Annotated in this window: 13 protein-coding genes; 7 read left to right on the top strand and 6 right to left on the bottom strand. The window is 62.6% G+C overall.

The genetic code is table 11. The features are described 5' to 3' along the window. The 3 genes from NKJ06_RS14600 to NKJ06_RS14590 form a co-directional block, all read left to right on the top strand. Positions 1-626: porin (locus NKJ06_RS14600; protein WP_352810018.1), on the top strand; the 626-nt coding region annotated here is incomplete at its 5' end. Positions 627-870: 244 nt separating this feature from the next. Continuing rightward, complete coding sequence (locus NKJ06_RS14595) at positions 871-1,311, top strand: hypothetical protein (RefSeq protein ID WP_352630034.1); 441 nt, start codon at positions 871-873, stop codon at positions 1,309-1,311. A 303-nt stretch (positions 1,312-1,614) separates the two neighbouring features. Further along, positions 1,615-2,034: a hypothetical protein gene (locus tag NKJ06_RS14590; RefSeq protein WP_352630035.1), complete on the top strand. Its 420-nt coding sequence runs from the start codon at positions 1,615-1,617 to the stop codon at positions 2,032-2,034. A gap of 33 nt (positions 2,035-2,067) precedes the next feature. Here NKJ06_RS14590 and NKJ06_RS14585 read toward each other — a convergent pair whose 3' ends face one another. From NKJ06_RS14585 to NKJ06_RS14575, 3 genes are read right to left on the bottom strand one after another with little or no spacing between them, the layout of a single operon-like run. After that, positions 2,068-2,961 (bottom strand): alpha/beta hydrolase, encoded by an 894-nt coding sequence (locus NKJ06_RS14585; RefSeq protein WP_352630036.1) that lies wholly within the window; start codon positions 2,959-2,961, stop codon positions 2,068-2,070. A 25-nt stretch (positions 2,962-2,986) separates the two neighbouring features. Further along, positions 2,987-5,038, bottom strand: a complete 2,052-nt coding sequence (gene fhuB, locus NKJ06_RS14580) for a Fe(3+)-hydroxamate ABC transporter permease FhuB (RefSeq protein WP_352630037.1) — start codon at positions 5,036-5,038, stop codon at positions 2,987-2,989. Further along, positions 5,031-5,951: an ABC transporter substrate-binding protein gene (locus NKJ06_RS14575; protein ID WP_352630039.1), complete on the bottom strand. Its 921-nt coding sequence runs from the start codon at positions 5,949-5,951 to the stop codon at positions 5,031-5,033. The genes fhuB and NKJ06_RS14575 overlap by 8 nt, the downstream gene beginning before the upstream one ends. 224 nt (positions 5,952-6,175) lie before the next feature. Here NKJ06_RS14575 and NKJ06_RS14570 point away from each other — a divergent pair, with 224 nt between their 5' ends. Both NKJ06_RS14570 and NKJ06_RS14565 read left to right on the top strand, forming a co-directional pair. After that, positions 6,176-8,317: a TonB-dependent siderophore receptor gene (locus NKJ06_RS14570; protein ID WP_352630041.1), complete on the top strand. Its 2,142-nt coding sequence runs from the start codon at positions 6,176-6,178 to the stop codon at positions 8,315-8,317. A 455-nt stretch (positions 8,318-8,772) separates the two neighbouring features. Then, a complete protein-coding gene (locus NKJ06_RS14565; RefSeq protein WP_352630043.1) occupies positions 8,773-9,120 on the top strand; it encodes a hypothetical protein in 348 nt (115 codons plus the stop codon). A gap of 93 nt (positions 9,121-9,213) precedes the next feature. Here the strand turns inward: NKJ06_RS14565 and ggt are convergent, their stop codons facing one another. From ggt to NKJ06_RS14550, 3 genes are all read right to left on the bottom strand, one after another. Then, complete coding sequence (ggt, locus tag NKJ06_RS14560; protein WP_352630044.1) at positions 9,214-10,953, bottom strand: gamma-glutamyltransferase; 1,740 nt, start codon at positions 10,951-10,953, stop codon at positions 9,214-9,216. A 116-nt stretch (positions 10,954-11,069) separates the two neighbouring features. Continuing rightward, a complete protein-coding gene (rhaI, locus tag NKJ06_RS14555) occupies positions 11,070-12,362 on the bottom strand; it encodes an L-rhamnose catabolism isomerase (RefSeq protein ID WP_352630046.1) in 1,293 nt (430 codons plus the stop codon). Positions 12,363-12,482: 120 nt separating this feature from the next. Continuing rightward, a complete protein-coding gene (locus NKJ06_RS14550; protein ID WP_352630048.1) occupies positions 12,483-14,585 on the bottom strand; it encodes a bifunctional rhamnulose-1-phosphate aldolase/short-chain dehydrogenase in 2,103 nt (700 codons plus the stop codon). A 186-nt stretch (positions 14,586-14,771) separates the two neighbouring features. On the opposite strand from NKJ06_RS14550, the gene NKJ06_RS14545 reads away from it, so the two are divergent. Together NKJ06_RS14545 and rhaS are read left to right on the top strand one after the other, a co-directional pair. Continuing rightward, positions 14,772-15,575, top strand: a complete 804-nt coding sequence (locus NKJ06_RS14545) for a DeoR/GlpR family DNA-binding transcription regulator (RefSeq protein WP_352601277.1) — start codon at positions 14,772-14,774, stop codon at positions 15,573-15,575. A gap of 55 nt (positions 15,576-15,630) precedes the next feature. Beyond that, the gene (gene rhaS / locus NKJ06_RS14540; RefSeq protein WP_352630050.1) at positions 15,631-16,626 is read left to right on the top strand and encodes a rhamnose ABC transporter substrate-binding protein; all 996 of its coding nucleotides are present in this window, start codon (positions 15,631-15,633) and stop codon (positions 16,624-16,626) included. The last annotated feature ends 79 nt before the right edge of the window (positions 16,627-16,705 follow it).

Here is a 16,705-nt window from a genome sequence, read left to right as displayed (position 1 = left end):
TCCAGGATACGCTGGTTCCCTACGGCGATTTCGACACCAACGTCGTCCAGTACTACTTCGACGCTGGCAACGGCTTCTCGGCCGTCCTTTCGCTCGAAGAAGGCTCGGGTGTCGTTGGCACCATCGACAGCTACGTTCCGCACGTCGTCGGCGGCGTGAAGTACACGCAGGGCTGGGGCGCCATCACCGGCGTCATTGCCTATGACAGCAACTACGAAGAAGTCGCCGGCAAGGTCCGCTTGGACGTGAACGTCAATGACGCCATACAGCTGTGGGTCATGGGCGGCTACGGCACCGACGACAACCTTGATGATCCGACCTATGCCATTCCGGCTGGCGGTCGCGGCTTCTACAAGCAGTGGGGCGGCAACTGGGCAGTGTGGGGCGGTGGCACCTACAAGTTCAACGAGAAGACCTCGTTCAACGCCCAGATCTCGTATGACGACTGGAAGAATCTCGGCGTCGCCGCGAACATCGCCTACGACATCGTTCCCGGCATGACGATCACGGCCGAAGTCGACTACCTCAATGCAGGCAAGTTCGACGACGCCGACTTCTCCAACTGGACCAATGCCGACAAGAAGAGCAGTGTCGGCGGCCTCCTCCGCTTCCAGCGCTCGTTCTAATAAATTTCGCTTCGGCGAAATTGAAAACCCGGCGGGCAACCGCCGGGTTTTTGTTTGTTCAGAAGATGGGTACGCGGTCCTGCATCTTCCCCGCCTGCAGAATTCGAACTGCCATCTCTGCGGCGGAGCAGTCGCAACGCCAGGGCGAAACGACTTTGCTCCCATCGGGCCGCTGGCGGATTCGATTTGCTTGGTGATCCCTCAACCTTAGGGCAAACTGCCTGTCGGGGCGCTAGGAGGAGAAATGAGAGCACGCGCAGCAACGCTTGGGGATCTGGAGGATGTCTTTCGTGGTCTGTCCAAGCGGATGTCGGATGAATACGTCGCGGCTGGCAAGGACCGCAAGATCGCCTACGACAATCTGATGATGAATTTGAAAGAAGGCCGCGCGCACGCGCTTGTCGAGGGCGACAAGGCCGTGGCGATCATTGCCTGGCATGAGAACAGCGATGCCGCCGATACGCTGTTTGCCGCGCAGGAGGATTTCTTCCGCGCCGCGACCGTTCGCTTCTGCAAGCGGCATATCAAGCACATCCAGGCGCTCGCCGGCAACCTCCCCATCCACTCCCGCAGCTGGCTCCAGGGGCCGGATGTCGCAAGATGGTTTGGCGTCATCGGCTATGTCGAGCGCGGCCAGGAGAACGGCGCCACCCTGTTCGAGCTGCCGCCGGCCCGCATCGGCTAAGGAACCCTGGCTGGTAAAGGTCTTCACCCTGACCGCAAACGCCGCCTCCACCTCGCCCGTCGCCCGCACAAGTTCGTCGATGCGGATCACCGTCTCCGGCTCCGGGCGCCTTTGCTCGGCGGCCTTCAGGACTGCCTCAGCAAGCGGCTTGCGCCGGGCGCCGAATAGCGGGATGTTATAGGAGGGCAACCGGGGGGCAAACCGGCACGCCGAGATCGATATGGCTGCTGGAAAATGTCACGAGCTTGCTTCGCCTTTCTTGCCTTTGTTGCCTTGATGAGGCCGGTAGAGGCAGGCGAGTGGATGTCTCATCTGCTTGACCGCTCCAGCCTGGCGATCGCCTATTTTCGCCAAGCGGATCTTGTGACCGCATACACGACCGCAATGGCGCGCTTTCGTCTGCAGCTCGCAGGGCGTGCCGGCGAAACCAACCTTGCGGTCCCTCTCGAACCACTGCTTTTGCGGGCGGAATTTCGTGCGCGGACATGGCGTTCGGCGGACGGCAGCCTGTTGCAGGGCTTCGCCGGCAAGGGCGGCTTCCGGCTGACTATCGGGAACTGCCTGGCGCGCATCTGCGCTGCCAGCGAATGCAGTGATGCCGGTTGGCCGGTTTACGCCTGCAGCGATGGAGGCAAGCGCAAGATGTCCGTCACGGATTTTGTGACGGCAAGCTTCGGCGGCGTCTCCTACCGCCGATTGAGCGCCTCCCCTTCACAGGAATGATGGCGCGAGGCGCCAACCACCTTGCCGCAGCATTCAGCAAAGGGCGGCATCCTTCCCCCTCACCGCAAACGCCGCCTGCACCGCACGGTTGACCGTTACTGGCAGGATCGACATGTGGTTTTCGCCGGCATGCAGTTCGAAGTTCGCGCGCACGCCCGGGAAAGCATCAAGACGCTCAGCCATTGCTCGCGCGAATTCGTCGGTGCGTGTCACCTTCTTCTGCTGCAGGCGCTTTTCCTCGTCCTCGGCACCGATCTGGAACGGCGCCAGCTTATCCGTCTCGTATTCGCCTGCCGACAAGATCACAGTCGCCGTCAGGCCTGCAGGAACGGTGGCCTCGAAGGCTTCGAGAAAGCGGTCGATGGCACGGTCTTCCCAATAGATGGCGGGGCTCGCCGCGATCCAGGTTTGGAAGGCAGAAGGCCGCGTGAACAGGGCGTAGAGCGCAAACAAGCCACCGAAGGAATGGCCGTAAAGCGCCTGGCGGCTTGCATCGACCGTGACCCGACTGGCGACCCATGGCTTCAGTTCGTCCTCGATGAAGGCAAGGAATTCCCCTGCCCCACCGGTCCGGACTTCGGGCGTGCCCTCGTAGAAGGGCGGATAGGTCTTGCCCGGCGGTGGGCCGAGATCCCATGAGCGGCGCAGCGGGTCATAGGCGCCCTCGAGGGGATAGCCTATGGCGACGATGACGCCCCAGCCGACATTGGTGCCCGTGGGATAGAACGCCTGCGCGCGCATGGCGTCGACCGCTGTGCCGATGACGGCGTTGCCATCGGTCATGTAAAGCACAGGCCAGCCGGCTGCCGGTGCCGGAGTTGCCGGAACGTGCAGGAATATCCGCCAGGGATCACCGCCACGTGCCGGGACAAAGTCGTGGACCGTCGTGTCGGCAATCAAGGCTGGCGCCGCCATCGACTTGGACATGAATATCTCCACAGGAACAAAAAGGTCAGCGGCGGCGCAGCAGCCACATCAGCACCGGGCCGCCGATCAGCGTTGCGACGAGGCCGGCGGGAATCTGGTGCGGGAAGATAGCGGTGCGGCCGATCCAGTCGGCGGCGACCATGATCAGCGCGCCGGCGAGCACCGCGCCAATGGCCTGCGGCAGGGCACGGGAAAGGCCAAGGCGACGGGCAAGATGCGGCGCCATCAGGCCAATGAAGGTCAGCGGGCCGACGATCAGCGTCGAGGCGGCGGTGAGCGCTGCGACCATCAGCAGCACGAGAAGCCGCGTCCTCTTCAGGTTGATGCCAAGGCCTTGAACAGCGGCGGAGCCGAGCGGCAGGATGTCGAGCCAGCGTATGAAGAGAGGCGCGAACGCGAAGAGGCAGACAGCGATGCCGCCCGTCAGCAGTGCGGCGCCGACATCGACGCCATAGGTCGAACCAGTGAGCCAGTTGAGCAGCTGCATTGCCCGAGGATCGCCGGTGGCGGTGAGCACCAGGATCAGCGCGTCGAACAAAGCCGTCAGGGCGACGCCGGCAAGCAGCAGCCGTTCCGGCGCATAGGCGGCACGGCGGCCGATCGCCAGCGTCACCAGCAAAGCGGCGAAAGCGCCGACGGTTGCCGCCGCCGTCTGAACCGGGCGTCCGGCATCGGAGAGCGCGAACAGCGCCACCATCATGCCAAGCGCGGCGCCGGCGCTGATGCCAAGCACTTCGGGGCTGGCCATCGGATTGCCGGTCAGCCGTTGCATCATCAGCCCGGCGAGCGCCAGCATCGCGCCGGCACTCAGCGCGGCAAGCACGCGGGGCCACCGCCACGACAGCAGGGGCTGCAGTTCATCGCCGAAAGCGAAGGTCCAGCCATGCGGTCCCGGCCCGTACAGCAAGGCCAGCCCGAGCAGCAAAAGCAGAGCCAAGCCGATCGCCGCCAGCAGGAAGCCGGGCCGGTTTGCGCGAGGCAGGCGCGCGGCCGTCAAGGCCGGGGTTTCCAACCCAAGCGCAAGCCGCGGCAGCAGCCAGAGAAGCAGCGGCGCGCCGAGAAGTGCGGTGATCGCTCCGGTCGGCAGCAGGTCGCCTTGCGGTCCGGTCGCGATCTGCACGCCCTGATCGGCGGCCCACAGCAGTGCCCCGCCGATGAGCGGCGCCATCACCAGTTGCTGGCCCAGTCGGCGAGCACCGCCGATGCGCGCAAGCGTCGCTGCGGCCAGGCCGACGAAACCTATGACGCCGACAGCGGCAACGACAAAGGCGATCAGCGCGACGGCCGCCGCCAGTCCGGCGAAGCGATAGGCGCCGAGCGGCACGCCCAGACTGCGCGCACCTTCATCGTCGAGGCCAAGCAAGGTCAGTGGCCGCACCATGAGGAAGATCGCCAGCGCAGCAGTGCCGATGCGTGGCAACAGCCACAGCGTCGTCGACCAGTCCTGCTGGCCGAGCGAACCGGCGCCCCAGATGAACAGGCTGGCCAGCCATTCATGCCGCAGCACAACGAGAGCGGCACCGATGGCGCCGGCATAAAGGCTGATCACAAGCCCCGCCAGAACGACCGAAAGCGGCGACAGGTCCTTGTGCCAGGACAGAGCGAAGACGGCGGCAAGGGCCGTGAATGCGCCCGCAAGCGCTATCCATTCGCGGCCGAAGGCAAGCAGGGAAGGCGACAGAAGCGTCGCCAGTGCCAGGGCCAGATAGGCGCCGGCCGAGACGCCGACCGTTTCGGGCGAGGCGAGCGGATTGCGCAGGACCTGTTGCAGGACGGTTCCGGCAAGGCCGAGTGCCGCGCCGCACAGAAGGCTGACGGCAAGCCTGGGCAGGAAGGCGTAGTGGACGAGCACCTGCCGCATGTCGGCGATGTCGGGAGCGGCGAGCGATTGGAGCCAGAGCGCCGATGGCAGCTGCACCGTGAGGTTTGAGACGGTTGCCGCTAACGCTGCCGCGAGCAGCATCGCGCAAAGCAGGATCGCGCCTATCGGCTGGTTGCCGAGAAAGCCCCCTGCCAAGGTCCGGCTGGCCGACGCAGGCTTTCCCTCTTGGACGATCGTCGCAGCACCGTCAGCCATGGGCAGCTTCCGCGGTCATTGCCGACGCCAGGACCCGAGCAAAACGGGTGGCGGACGGAAGCGCGCCGAACATATGGACGGCGGGCAGGCGCATGATCGAGCGATTGCGCACGAAAGGCATGGCGTTCCAGACCGGACTTTCGGTCAGCGTGCCGCCGGCCCCCTCGGGCAAGGGTTCGAGATAGGCGAGGCGCGCGTCGCTCGCTGTCGCCAGCCCGTCGATGCCAACGGTCGAAAATCCCCAATAATTGGTCTCGGCCGTCCAGGCGTTGCCAAGCCCGATGCGGTCGAACACCTCCTGAAACAGACTTTTCTTGCCGTAGACGCGCACATTGCGCGGATCCATGAAGCTGACGACATAGATCGGCCGCGCCGAAAGCGGCGCCAGTTGCTGGCGGACCTCTGAAAAATAAGCGCCTGTCGCCGCGATCAGCGTCTCACCGTCGCTTTCCTTGCCGACAAGCCCGGCGAGCTGGCGCGTCGCCTCGACGGCGCGCTGATAGGGCTGCCCGGCTTCGGTATAGAGCCCGATCGTCGTCACCGGCGCCACGCGTTCGAGCAGCGGCTTGATGCCGTCGAGATACGGCATGGCCAGGATGATGTCGGGCCTGAGTTGCTGCAGCAATTCGAGATTGGGCTCAAGCAGCGTGCCGACATCGGAGATTTCAGGCGGCAGCGGCGGCTCGACCACCCATTTCTCCCAGATGTCGCGGCCGGCAATGGCGACCGGGCTGACGCCGAGCATGAGCAAGGTCTCGGCCAGCCCGTCATCCAGGCAGACGATGCGCAGCGGCTTCGCAGCGGCAGAGGGCGATGCAATTCCGGTAAAGGGCAGAACGAAAAGTCCTAGCGCGCCGCGCCGGGTGATCCGGCCGCAGAGACGTTCAGCCCTGTGGGATTCAAGGGCCGCCATCACCGCGCGGTGCCTGTGCGGAAAGCCGGCTGGGCGTGGATCTCGGGCACGGTTTTTCTCCAACACGACGCAGTTCAAAAATCTGGCTGCCGACAGCCGATGGCCGGTTGACTATGAAACATGACTTTAATAGTCAACATTGAAGATGATTAAATGAGTCAACAATTTGAAATTGGCGCAGGGCCCCTGCGCACATTGCAGGCAGTGAGGGTACCGAGATGGAGTTGAGTGCAAATCGTGCGGCGCATCGGCGGGTCCAGGGATTGGTGGTCGCATCGCTCTCGACCCTGCTTTGCACCCAAGCCCTTGCGCAGGATGCCACGACCGAACTCAACCCGATCAATGTCGAGGGACAGGCCGACAGCTCCATTGGCCCGGATGACGGCTACATCGCCAAGAATACCACCACCGGCTCGAAGACCGACACGCCGCTGAAGGAAATTCCGCGGTCGATTTCGGTGGTGACCCGCAAGCAGCTCGACGACCGCCAGCCGGGGCAGCTTGAGGACGCCTTGTCCTATCTTGCCGGCGTTACCATTTCGCCATGGGGCATCGACGATCGCTTCGACCAATGCCTGATTCGTGGGTTCGACCTCTGTACCTCGGCGATCTATCGCGACGGGCTGCCGCAGAAGGTGGTCGACTTCTCCGGCTTCAAGATCGAGCCCTATGGGCTGGAGCGAATCGAGGTGCTGAAGGGACCGTCCTCGGTGCTCTACGGCGAGAACGAGGCTGGCGGCATGGTCAATGCCGTCACCAAACGGCCGACCGACAAGCCGATCTATGACGGCTTCCTCAGCTATGGCAGCTTCAACACGGTCGAGGCCGGGCTGGATATCGGAGGCCCGATCGACGATGCCGGCGTGTGGTCCTACCGGCTGACCGGTCTGGTTCGCAACGGTGAGCTCGAAACCGACTATTCCCGCAACGACCGCATCTTCGTCGCGCCAGCGCTGAAGTGGCAGCCGGATGCGCAGACCTCCCTGACCATCCTGGCCAACTACCAGTGGGACAAGCTGGCCCCGATTCAGTTCCTGCCGGCGCAGTATGGCAATCTGCCGCGTAGTTTCTTCAGCGGCTCGCCCGACTTCGACCGCTTCGATGCCAACCATGGTTCGATCGGCTATCAGTTCAGCCATGAGTTCGACGACCATTGGACGGTGCGGCAAAACCTGCGCTACTCGCAGCAGGACACCGACTACCGGCAGCTCTATTATGGCGAATGGCTTGGTGGCCCGGACATGATCGACGACCATACGATGTCGCGCACCCTGTTCACCGTGGATGAGACGGCAACGCTGTTCAACGTCGACAACCAGGCCGAATACAAGGCTGACTTCGGTGTGGTCGAAAACAAGCTGTTGTTCGGTCTCGATTACAGCAGACAGTCGGTCGACGGGCGGAACGGCTACGGTGAGGGTCCACCGCTGGACACCCAGAACCCGGACTACTCGATCCCGGTCACGGCACCGAGTCTCATCATTACAGACCGCAAGCAAACGATCGGCCAGGTCGGTCTCTATGCACAAAACCAGGCCAAGATCGCCGACCACTGGGTCCTGACCCTCGGCGGGCGGCAGGCCTGGATCGACACCACCAATCTGGACCGGATTGGCACGGGAAGCTACGACCAGAAGGACCACGCCTTCACCGGCAATGTCGGCATCGGCTATCTCTTCGACAACGGCCTGACGCCCTACGCCAGCTATGCCGAATCCTTCACCACCAATATCGGCCCAACCCAGTCGGGAGACGCGCTGCTGCCCTCGCTGGGGAAGCAGTACGAAGTCGGCGTGAAATACGAGCCGACCTTCTTCCCCGGCTTCATCACCGCTTCGCTGTTCGACCTGCGCAAGACCAACGTGCCGACGGCAGCAGCCAATCCCGTCTACCAGGTGCAGACCGGAGAAGTCCGCCATCGTGGCCTGGAGATCGAGGCCAATGCCGATCTGGCTTTCGGCCTCAGCATGATTGCGGCCTATACCTATCTCGACGCGGAGATAACCAGCGATGCCGCCGACATCATCGGCAACCGCCCGGCCAGGGTACCGGAACACCAGGCATCGCTATGGGCCAATTACGAGGTTGGCAGCGGCGTGCTCGAAGGCCTGAGCGTCGGCGCCGGCGTGCGCTACATCGGCGCCAGCTTCGGCGACAATGCGAACACAGTCAGCGTGCCCGGCCATGCGCTGGTCGACGCGGCGCTGCGCTACAAGAAGAATGGCTGGCAGGCGGCGCTCAATGTCTCCAACCTGTTCGACAAGACCTACTATTCGACTTGCTACGAGGCCGGCAGCAATCCCGACCTCAGCTGCATCTATGGCGAAGGCCGTGTCATCAAGGGCAGCCTCAGCATGAAGTTCTGATGCATGTCGGCCTGCCCGCCTCGACTGGCAGTGATCTGGCATGCATCGAACAGCCGTCTGAAGCGCGTCGCATGAACCCGTGGCGATGCGACGCGTCCAGGCCGCGATTGGACGCGACCCTGTTCTCCATCCGCACTGGCGGTCAAGCGATTCGGCTCGTCACGGCCCTGTGCGACTTCATCCCCGCCAAAAATCACTGCCCGCAAAGGCCAATCCACGTCCCGCATCATTTTTCCTCCACGAACGCATTCCATGATAGAGGGGTCCACGGTTCGCCTTTGGGCAGCCGTGTCCTGGGTTGCCTGAGACCAAAGACGGCCAGGACACGAATCAAAAAAAGCCGGCGGCAAGCCGAGGCCTGAAGACGTCAAGGACCGGTCGAACGCATCAAGGCAGCGCGGATCGGGTTGCGCTCGGCAAGGCTTGATGATTTGTTGCCGCTATACGGAGAACGAATGATGCGAGAGCCTGCCGGTCAAGACGAATACGGGTCGACGAACCCCTTCGATCCGGACGACCTGCCGACGTTGAACGCGATCGGTCCGAGCATGGGAAGCGGCAACGATTTCGAGAAATACGCCGTTGCCGTGATCATCGTGTTCGGCGCGCTGATCATTGGCGGGCTGATGGCCGCATCGATGGTCTTCGGGCACCGCAACGGCTTCCTCTTCGCGCTTGGCGGCGCCACGTCTGCCTGGATATCCGGAAACGCGCTGCTGCTCGACCGGCCGCGCATCTACGCCCTGTTCGTCGGCATTGCCGCCGTGATGCTGATTGCCTCCACCATCACGCTGGTCTTGTGACGACCATCGCTTCTATGCGCCAAGCCGCTTGAGCAGCGAGCGATCAACCCGAATCGCTACGCTGCTCCAAGCCCATCTCCAGCCTCGCTAACCTCAATATCCGAGCGCTTCGCCAGAGGCCGCGCGGCTGTCGATGGCGCCGTTATAGCGCGCACCGCCACCCTTCTCGATCTCCGCCAGGCTCTTGCCGCCAACCAGGATGCCCGCCGCCTGGCCCCAGGTCTGGTCAGCGAGATCAAGGTGATAGCCCATGCCGGCCAGCAGCTTTTCGGTATCCGGCGAGAGGCCAAACGGCTCGACATAGACCTTGTCGGGCAGCCACTGATGGTGGATGCGCGGCGCGTCGATCGCCTCCTGGATGTTCATGTCATGGTCGATGACGTTGATGATGGCTTCCAGCGTGATGGTGATGATGCGTGAGCCGCCGGGGCTGCCTATGACCATGAACGGCTTGCCGTCCTTGGCCACCACAGTCGGGCTCATCGATGAAAGCGGCGTCTTCTTCGGCTGGATGGCATTGGCCTCGCCCTGGACCAGGCCATAGAGGTTGGGTACGCCCGGCTTCTGGGTGAAATCATCCATCTCGTTGTTGAGCAGGATGCCGGTGCCGTCGGCGACGACGCCGGCGCCGAAGGAACCGTTCAGCGTGTAGGTGACGGCGACCGCGTTGCCATCATTGTCGATGATCGAATAGTGGGTCGTCTCCTTGCTCTCGCCAAAACCCTTGGGCATCAGATCCTGCGACACGCCGGCCCGGAACGGGTCGATCTTTTCGCGGATATCCTTGGCATAGGCCTTATCAAGCAATTTCGAGACCGGATTGTCGACGAAATCGGGATCGCCGAGCGCCGAATTGCGGTCGACATAGGCGTAGCGCATCGCCTCGACCATGACATGCACCGTTTCGGCGGAACCTGCACCGAGATAGGATAAGGGATAGCCTTCCAGCACGTTCAGGATTTCGCAGATGATGACGCCGCCGGAGCTCGGCGGCGGCGAAGAGGTGATCTCGTAGCCGCGATAGGTGCAGGTTACCGGCTTCAGTTCGCGGACCGCATATTGCTCGAAGTCCGGCTTGGCGAGGATGCCGCCCTTGGCACCACTCGCCTTGACGATGGCATCGGCGATGGCGCCCTTGTAAAAGGCATCCGGACCTTTTTCGGAAATGGCGGCGAGCGACGCCGCAAGGTCAGGCTGGATCAGGCGCTCGCCAATGCCATGGGGCTTGCCGTCGGGTTTCAGGAAGATGGCGGCAGCCGCGGGGTCCTTGGCCAGCCTGTCGGCACTGCCGGCAAACGAGGCGGCGTCGCCCTGATTGAGGACGAACCCGTCCTTGGCATAGCCGATTGCCGGCGCCATCAGATCCTGTCGGGACAATGTGCCGTATTTTTCGCGCGCCATCTCGAAACCAGCCACCGAGCCCGGCACGCCGACGGCGAGATAGCCGTCGAGACTGGCACCCTTCACCGGGTTGCCATCCTTGTCGAGATACATGGTCTTGGTCGCCGCCAGTGGCGCCCGTTCGCGGAAATCGAGAAAGGTCGATTTGCCGTCCTTGAAGCGGATGGTCATGAAGCCGCCGCCGCCAATATTGCCGGCATTGGGGTAGACGACGGCGAGCGCATAACCGACGGCAACCGCCGCATCGACAGCATTGCCGCCCTTCTTCAAGACCTCGATGCCGACTTCGGACGCCAGGTGCTGGGCCGTAACCACCATCCCGTGCTCGCCCTTGGCCGGCGCCGGTGAGGCGGCGAAGACGCTCGTCAGCGGCGCCAGGGCGAAAGTGATGGAGAGACTGACGGCGATCAGGGTTCGACGGTTGAGAGGCATGGCGGTTCTCCGGGCGGGGGTGCGCCTAGAAGAGCCCCTGGAATCAATCGAGTCCATTCACAAAATGGTCCCTCACGAAGCAAAACGGTGAGGGCAATATCGGCTGGGAGTTCGCCTCAGACAATGCCGCCCGAACCGCCAGCGACCGCCGGGCGTTCCGCGGCGACCTTGGCGCGGTAGCCCGCCGCCCGATAGGCCGCGACCGGATCGATCGCGCCGCCCGTCCTCAGCCTCGCCATGGCGAGAATCGGCTCAACATCGGTGCGGTAGGCGGCCTTCAGCGTCTGCGTCGCCATCAGGGCGTCGTTGGCGTCCTGGAAGCCTGCCAGCTCCTTGCGATCGACCAGCAGCGCCTGCGCATAGGCGCGCTGCACCTCGACTGCCGACAGCATCAGGCTTTCGATGGGATCAGTGACGTTGTGGCTCTGGTCAAGCATATGGGCGGGATCAAAACCCTCGGCGCCCGAAAGCTCCGCATCGACCAGTTCGTTGAAGACAAGGAACAGCCGGTAGGGGTCGATCGAGCCGGCATCGAGATCGTCGTCGCCATATTTCGAATCGTTGAAGTGGAAGCCGCCGAGTTTCTTGAACTGGATCAGCCGCGAGACGATCATCTCGATGTTGACGTTGGGCGCATGGTGGCCAAGGTCGACGAGGCAGAATGCCTTGTCGCCCAGTTCCCTAGCGATGATGTAGTTGGTGCCCCAGTCCTGCACAACGGTGGAATAGAAGGCCGGCTCGTACATTTTGTGCTCGCTGAATAGCTTCCAGTCGGCGGGCAGCCCAGCATAGATCTCCTTCATGGCGTCGAGATAGCGCTCGAACGCCTTGGCGAAATTCACCTGACCGGGAAAGTTCGAACCGTCGCCGATCCACACCGTCAGCGCCTTGGAACCCAGCGTCTTGCCGATCTCGATGCATTCGAGATTGTGCTCGACCGCTTGCCGGCGCGTGCCGGCATCGGCATGCGACAGCGAGCCGAATTTGTAGGAGAGCGTCTGGTCCTTCGCATCCGAAAAGGTGTTGGAGTTCATGGCGTCGAAGCCGAGGCCGAAGCGTGCTGCCGCCTGTTTCAGTCGGTTCGGATCGGCCTTGTCCCAAGGAATGTGCAGCGAGACGGTCGGGGTCGCCTGCGTCAATTGCCTGATGACGGCGCAGTCCTCGATCTTGTCGAAGATGTCGCGCGGCTCGCCGGCACCGGGGAAACGGGCAAAGCGGGTGCCGCCTGTGCCGACGCCCCAGGACGGGATCGCCACGGCGAATTTTTCGACCTTGTCGCGGATGGCGTCGATGGCGATGCCGCGGCGGTCGAGGCGCTCGCCGAGCGAGGTGTAGTCGCGCTCAAGGTTGGCTTTGCGCGCGGCATTGTCCTTGTCGACGATGTCGGCGGAGATGATGGATTCGGACACTGCTGTTCCTCCCAAAATGCGTTCAGTCAGCGCTGCCTCTCATCCGCCTGCCGGCATCTTCTCCCCGTAAACGGGGGAGAAGGGAAGCGCTCCGGCATCGGCGGCGGCGCCTTCAAACGATTATCGCGTAAAGCTCTGGGCGTTGCCCGCGTCGACATTGATGATGTTGCCGGTCGACTTGGCCGACATGTCGGAGGCGAAGAAATAGATCGCCTCGGCGATGTCTTCCGGGAAGACCGAACGCTTCAGCATCGAACGCGAGCGATAATGCTCCTCAAGATCGTCGGTCGACATCTTGTAGGCGGCGGCGCGCTGTTCCTTCCATTCGCCGGTCCAGATCTTCGAGCCGCGAAGCACCGCGTCCGGGTTGACGACATTGACCCTGATCTGCGCTTCCGCGCCCTCCAGTGCCAGGCAGCGGGCGAGATGAATCTCGGCGGCCTTTGCGGTGCAATAGGCGGCGGCGTTGGGCGAGGCGGCAAGGCCATTCTTGGACGCGACGAAGACGACGTTGCCGCCGATGTTCTGCACGCGAAACAGCCGGAACGCTTCCCGCGAGACCAGAAAATAACCGGTCGACAGGATATCCATATTCTTGTTCCACAGCGCCAGCGTCGTCTCCTCGATCGGCGCCGAGGAGGCGAGGCCTGCGTTCGACACCAGAATGTCGATGCCGCCGAACTCGACCGCCATCTCGGCAAAGCCGGAGATAACCTGCTCCTCCGAGGTGACGTTGATCGGCACCGGCCGGACGAAATCCTTGCCATAGGCTTTGGACAATTCGTCGTTGGCGCTGGCGAGCGCTGTCTCGTCGATGTCGGCCAGCACGACGCAGGCGCCTTCGCGCAGCAGCCGGTTGGCCGTCGCGCGGCCAATGCCGCCGGCGCCGCCGGTGACCAGCGCGATCTGGCCGGCAAGAGCTTTTGGTTTCGGCATGCGCTGCAGCTTCAGATCCTCGAGCAGCCAGTATTCGATGTCGAAGGCTTCCTGTGCGGGCAGGCCGACATAGGACGAGACAGTCGAGGCGCCGCGCATGACGTTGATGGCGTTGACGTAGAACTCGCCCGAAATGCGCGCCGTCGCCTTGTCGCCGGCGAAAGTGAACATGCCGACGCCGGGCATCAGGTAGACGACGGCATTGGGATCGCGGATGGCGGGCGAGTCGGCATGCTTGCAGCTGTCGTAATAGGCCTGATAGCCGACACGATACGCCGCAACGTCGTCGGCGAGGCGCGCAATGACGGCGTCGACATCGGGTTTTGCCGGATCGAACCCGATGACCAGCGGACGGATCTTGGTGCGCAGGAAATGGTCAGGGCACGATGTGCCGAGTGCCGCCAGCGGCCGCAAATCCCTGGAGTTGACGAATTCGAGCACGGCGGCGGAATCGTCGAAATGGCCTGTTTTGTGGCTCTTTTCCGAGATCAGGCCGCGGATTTTCGGCATCAGTTTTGCCGCGATGGCACGACGTTCGGCCGCGTCGAGCGACTTGACTATCTCACCGCCGAAGATGGCGAGGCCCTCGGAGCGGCGCTCGAACCATTCGATCGCCTGGTTGATCACCGAGATCGTCGTCTCGTAGCATTCCCGAGGGGTGTCGCCCCAGGTGAACAGGCCATGGCTTTCCAGGATGACACCCTTGGCCGCGGGATGTTCGAGACAGAACTTCTCCAGCCACAGGCCGAGTTCGAAGCCCGGACGCTTCCACGGCAGCCAGCCGATGGCGTCGCCGAAGATCTCCTTGGTCAGCGCCTTGGAATCCTTGGCAGCGGCAATGGCGATGATGGCATCGGGATGCATGTGATCGACATAGGGTTTCGGCACGAAGGCATGCAGCGGCGTGTCGATCGAAGCCGCGCGCGGATTGAGATTGAAGGTGCAGTGCGGCAGGAAGCCGACCATTTCGTCTTCGTGCTCAACGCCGCGATAAAGGCCTTTGAGCGCGCGCAGCTTGTCCATGTAGAGGGTGGCAAAGCCGTCGAGCTTGATAGAGGCGCTGTCGCCGCCCGAGCCCTTGACCCAAAGCACTTCGGCGTCCTCGCCGGTGAGCGGGTCTTTTTGCCATATCTTCGAGGACGTGTTGCCGCCGCCATAGTTGGTGACGCGCTTGTCCGAGCCAAGCACATTGGAGCGATAGACGAGCCGTTCGGGCTCGCTCATCGCTTGAGCCTTGGCCTCGTCCCACAGATTGGCGAGGCGCGCGCCGGTGCGCTTGTCGAGCATATGCAATCCTCCCGAAAGGCACGCAAACGGTGCGGCCAATTTGGCCCGAATTTCCACGGAAGCAGCCGGTTTGTCAATCACAAACGATCAATATCGATCATATTGCACTGCACAATGAAATTATATGATCGGAAATGATTGACACTGCGCGTTTTGGGTGCCTAGATGTTCAGGCAGGGAGGAACCATGCACGAAAAAGAGCGCCACAGAATCATTCTGTCCGCCGTCCAGGAAAAACCTGTGGTGACGGTGCAGGAGATGGTCGACCTGACGGAGTCCTCCGAGGCGACGATCCGGCGTGACATCGCGGCGCTCCATGTCCAGAAGCGCCTGCGCCGGGTGCGTGGCGGCGCTGAAGCAATCTCGCCGCCGCAGTTCATTGGGCTGGCCGGCCGGCCCTTTTCCGTGAACGAAACGATCAACGCCTCGCAGAAGCGGGCAATCGCGAGTGAAGCGGTCGAGCTGTGCAAGGACGGTGAGCCGATCATCATCAATGGCGGCACCACCACCTTCCAGATGGTGCATTTCCTGACCGGCCGCCGCATGCCGATCTTCACAAATTCGTTCCCGATCGCAGAGCACCTGCTCAAGCACTCCAAGAATACGGTGATGCTGTCTGGAGGTACCATTTATCGCGAGCAGAACATCATCCTGTCGCCCTTCGACAATGACGTGACGCGCAATTTCTATGCGCGCCGCATGTTCATGGGCGCGCAAGGGCTTGGGCCGCTCGGGTTGATGGAAGGCGACCCGCTGCTGATCCAGGCGGAGCAGAAGCTGATCGACCAGGCCGACGAACTGGTGGTGCTGGTCGATTCCTCGAAATTCCGCAAACGCTCCAGCCTGATCCTGTGCGGCCTGTCGCGCATCGCCACGGTCATCACCGATGACGGTATCGAGGATCGCGAAGCCAAGATGTTAGAGACCGCCGGCGTGACGCTGATCGTCGCCCGCAAGTCGGCAAAGGAAGAATCTTCACTGCAGGCCTGAGACACCCTCACGCCCGCAGCGGTGATGGAATGCAACGCTCAAGGGAGGATATACGATGAGCTTCTTGAAGAAATTGATGGTAACGGCGGCCTTTTCAGCCGCCATGTTCGTGAATGCCGCCTACGCCGAAAACGTCAAGATCGCGCTGGTGGTAAAATCGCTCGGCAACGGCTTCTTCGACGCCGCCAACAAGGGCGCCGAAGAGGCGGCCAAGGAACTCGGCGATGTCGACGTCATCTATACCGGCCCGACCAAGGCAACCGCCGAAGCGCAGATCGAAGTGGTCAATTCGCTGATCGCCCAGAAGGTCAACGCCATCGCCATTTCGGCCAATGACGCCGACGCGCTGGTGCCAGTACTGAAGAAGGCCATGGATCGCGGCATCACCGTCATCTCGTGGGATTCGGGCGTCGCCAAGGAAGGCCGCCAGCTGCATCTCAACCCGTCCGACACCGGCTTGATCGGCGAGACCATCATCAAGCTTGCCGCCGATTACCTGCCGGAAGGCGGCGAAGTCGCCATCCTGTCGGCCTCCTCGACCGCCACCAACCAGAACGCCTGGATCGATGCGGCCAAGAAAATCCTGCCGGAGAAGTTCCCCAAGATCAAGCTCGTCGCCACCGTCTATGGCGATGACGATTCGGCCAAGAGCACGGACGAGGCCAAGGGCCTGTTGAAGTCCTATCCGAATCTCAAGGCGATCATCGCGCCGACCACCGTCGGCGTTGTCGCCGCCGCCCAGGTCGTCACCGACGAGAACCTGATCGGCAAGGTCAATGTCACCGGTCTGGCGCTGCCGTCCGAGTTCAAGAAGTTCATCGACAACGGTTCCAGCCAGGCGGTCGCACTGTGGAACCCGATCGACCTCGGCTACTCTGCCATCTACCTCGCCCATGATCTGGCGGTGAAGAAGGAAGAGGCCAAGCCTGGTGCCACGCTGTCGATCGGCCGCGTCGGCAAAGTTACGCTCGACGACACCAACTCGGCTGCGATGGCTCCGCCCTTCCAGTTCGACAAGTCGAACATCGAGAAGTTCTCCAAGATCTATTGATCCCGGACGCTCTTCAAACTGGCGGGGCGGTACCTAAAATCCCGCCGCGACTTCAAACGAACCTTGTTTCAGGGCTTGA

The organism is Mesorhizobium sp. M0293 (assembly GCF_040321735.1).
In the GTDB taxonomy this organism is placed as follows: Bacteria; Pseudomonadota; Alphaproteobacteria; order Rhizobiales; family Rhizobiaceae; genus Mesorhizobium.
This window is presented reverse-complemented; position numbering and strand designations above follow the sequence as displayed.

Bases quoted from the DNA above. Each gene is read 5' to 3' on its own strand.
- NKJ06_RS14595 (WP_352630034.1), top strand. From the start codon at position 871: ATGAGAGCACGCGCAGCAACGCTTGGGGATCTGGAGGATGTCTTTCGT.
- NKJ06_RS14590 (WP_352630035.1), top strand. From the start codon at position 1,615: ATGTCTCATCTGCTTGACCGCTCCAGCCTGGCGATCGCCTATTTTCGC.
- NKJ06_RS14585 (WP_352630036.1), bottom strand. From the start codon at position 2,961: ATGTCCAAGTCGATGGCGGCGCCAGCCTTGATTGCCGACACGACGGTC.
- fhuB (WP_352630037.1), bottom strand. From the start codon at position 5,038: ATGGCTGACGGTGCTGCGACGATCGTCCAAGAGGGAAAGCCTGCGTCG.
- NKJ06_RS14575 (WP_352630039.1), bottom strand. From the start codon at position 5,951: ATGGCGGCCCTTGAATCCCACAGGGCTGAACGTCTCTGCGGCCGGATC.
- NKJ06_RS14565 (WP_352630043.1), top strand. From the start codon at position 8,773: ATGATGCGAGAGCCTGCCGGTCAAGACGAATACGGGTCGACGAACCCC.
- ggt (WP_352630044.1), bottom strand. From the start codon at position 10,953: ATGCCTCTCAACCGTCGAACCCTGATCGCCGTCAGTCTCTCCATCACT.
- NKJ06_RS14550 (WP_352630048.1), bottom strand. From the start codon at position 14,585: ATGCTCGACAAGCGCACCGGCGCGCGCCTCGCCAATCTGTGGGACGAG.
- NKJ06_RS14545 (WP_352601277.1), top strand. From the start codon at position 14,772: ATGCACGAAAAAGAGCGCCACAGAATCATTCTGTCCGCCGTCCAGGAA.
- rhaS (WP_352630050.1), top strand. From the start codon at position 15,631: ATGAGCTTCTTGAAGAAATTGATGGTAACGGCGGCCTTTTCAGCCGCC.